This is a genomic window from Pseudomonas sp. Xaverov 83, from assembly GCF_019352905.1.
Classification (GTDB): domain Bacteria; phylum Pseudomonadota; class Gammaproteobacteria; order Pseudomonadales; family Pseudomonadaceae; genus Aquipseudomonas; species Aquipseudomonas yamanorum.
On sequence record NZ_JAAAFU010000092.1, the window covers coordinates 72,417 to 72,913 of the forward strand.

The 497-nt window shown below is 59.0% G+C and carries 1 protein-coding gene; it reads left to right on the plus strand.

Annotated features, from left to right (window positions below; genetic code table 11):
* Window positions 1-239, plus strand: a 239-nt coding sequence (locus tag K0H47_RS29145; RefSeq protein ID WP_219274018.1) for a DUF6124 family protein, incomplete at its 5' end; no start/stop codon positions are given.
* Window positions 240-497 lie beyond the last annotated feature (258 nt).

Consider the following 497-nt stretch of genomic DNA (forward strand, 5'->3'; position numbering starts at 1 on the left):
CCACCGATCCGCCGCAACCCTCGACAAACTTCTACGCCATCAGCGACGAAATCAGCTTCGAAGACTCCCTGCTCTACACCGCCGACCTGCTGCACAGCGCCTCGGCCACCGCGCTCGACTGTGGCGAACAACTGCAAAGCCCCGAGCGCGCCAAAGTCCTCGCCGTGTGGCACCTGCTGGAAATGGCCAAAGCCATGGTTGACCGCTCGATAGAGTGCCTGCACCCGCGTAAAACCTGACGCACGAACGCCAGAACACCGCAGATCAACTGTGGGAGCGGGCTTGCTCGCGAATGCGGTGGACCAGCCAATACCTCTGCTGACTGACACACCGCATTCGCGAGCAAGCCCGCTCCCACCTTTTGATCTTGATCGTTCCTACGCTCTGAACTGCCCCCTGGCGCATGGCGCTAAATGGTTTGTAAAGAGCCAGCAAGATGAATCCCTTTAATTTGCGGGACGTTTCCTAGAGAATCTTTCGGCCTTGTGCCTGGGGGA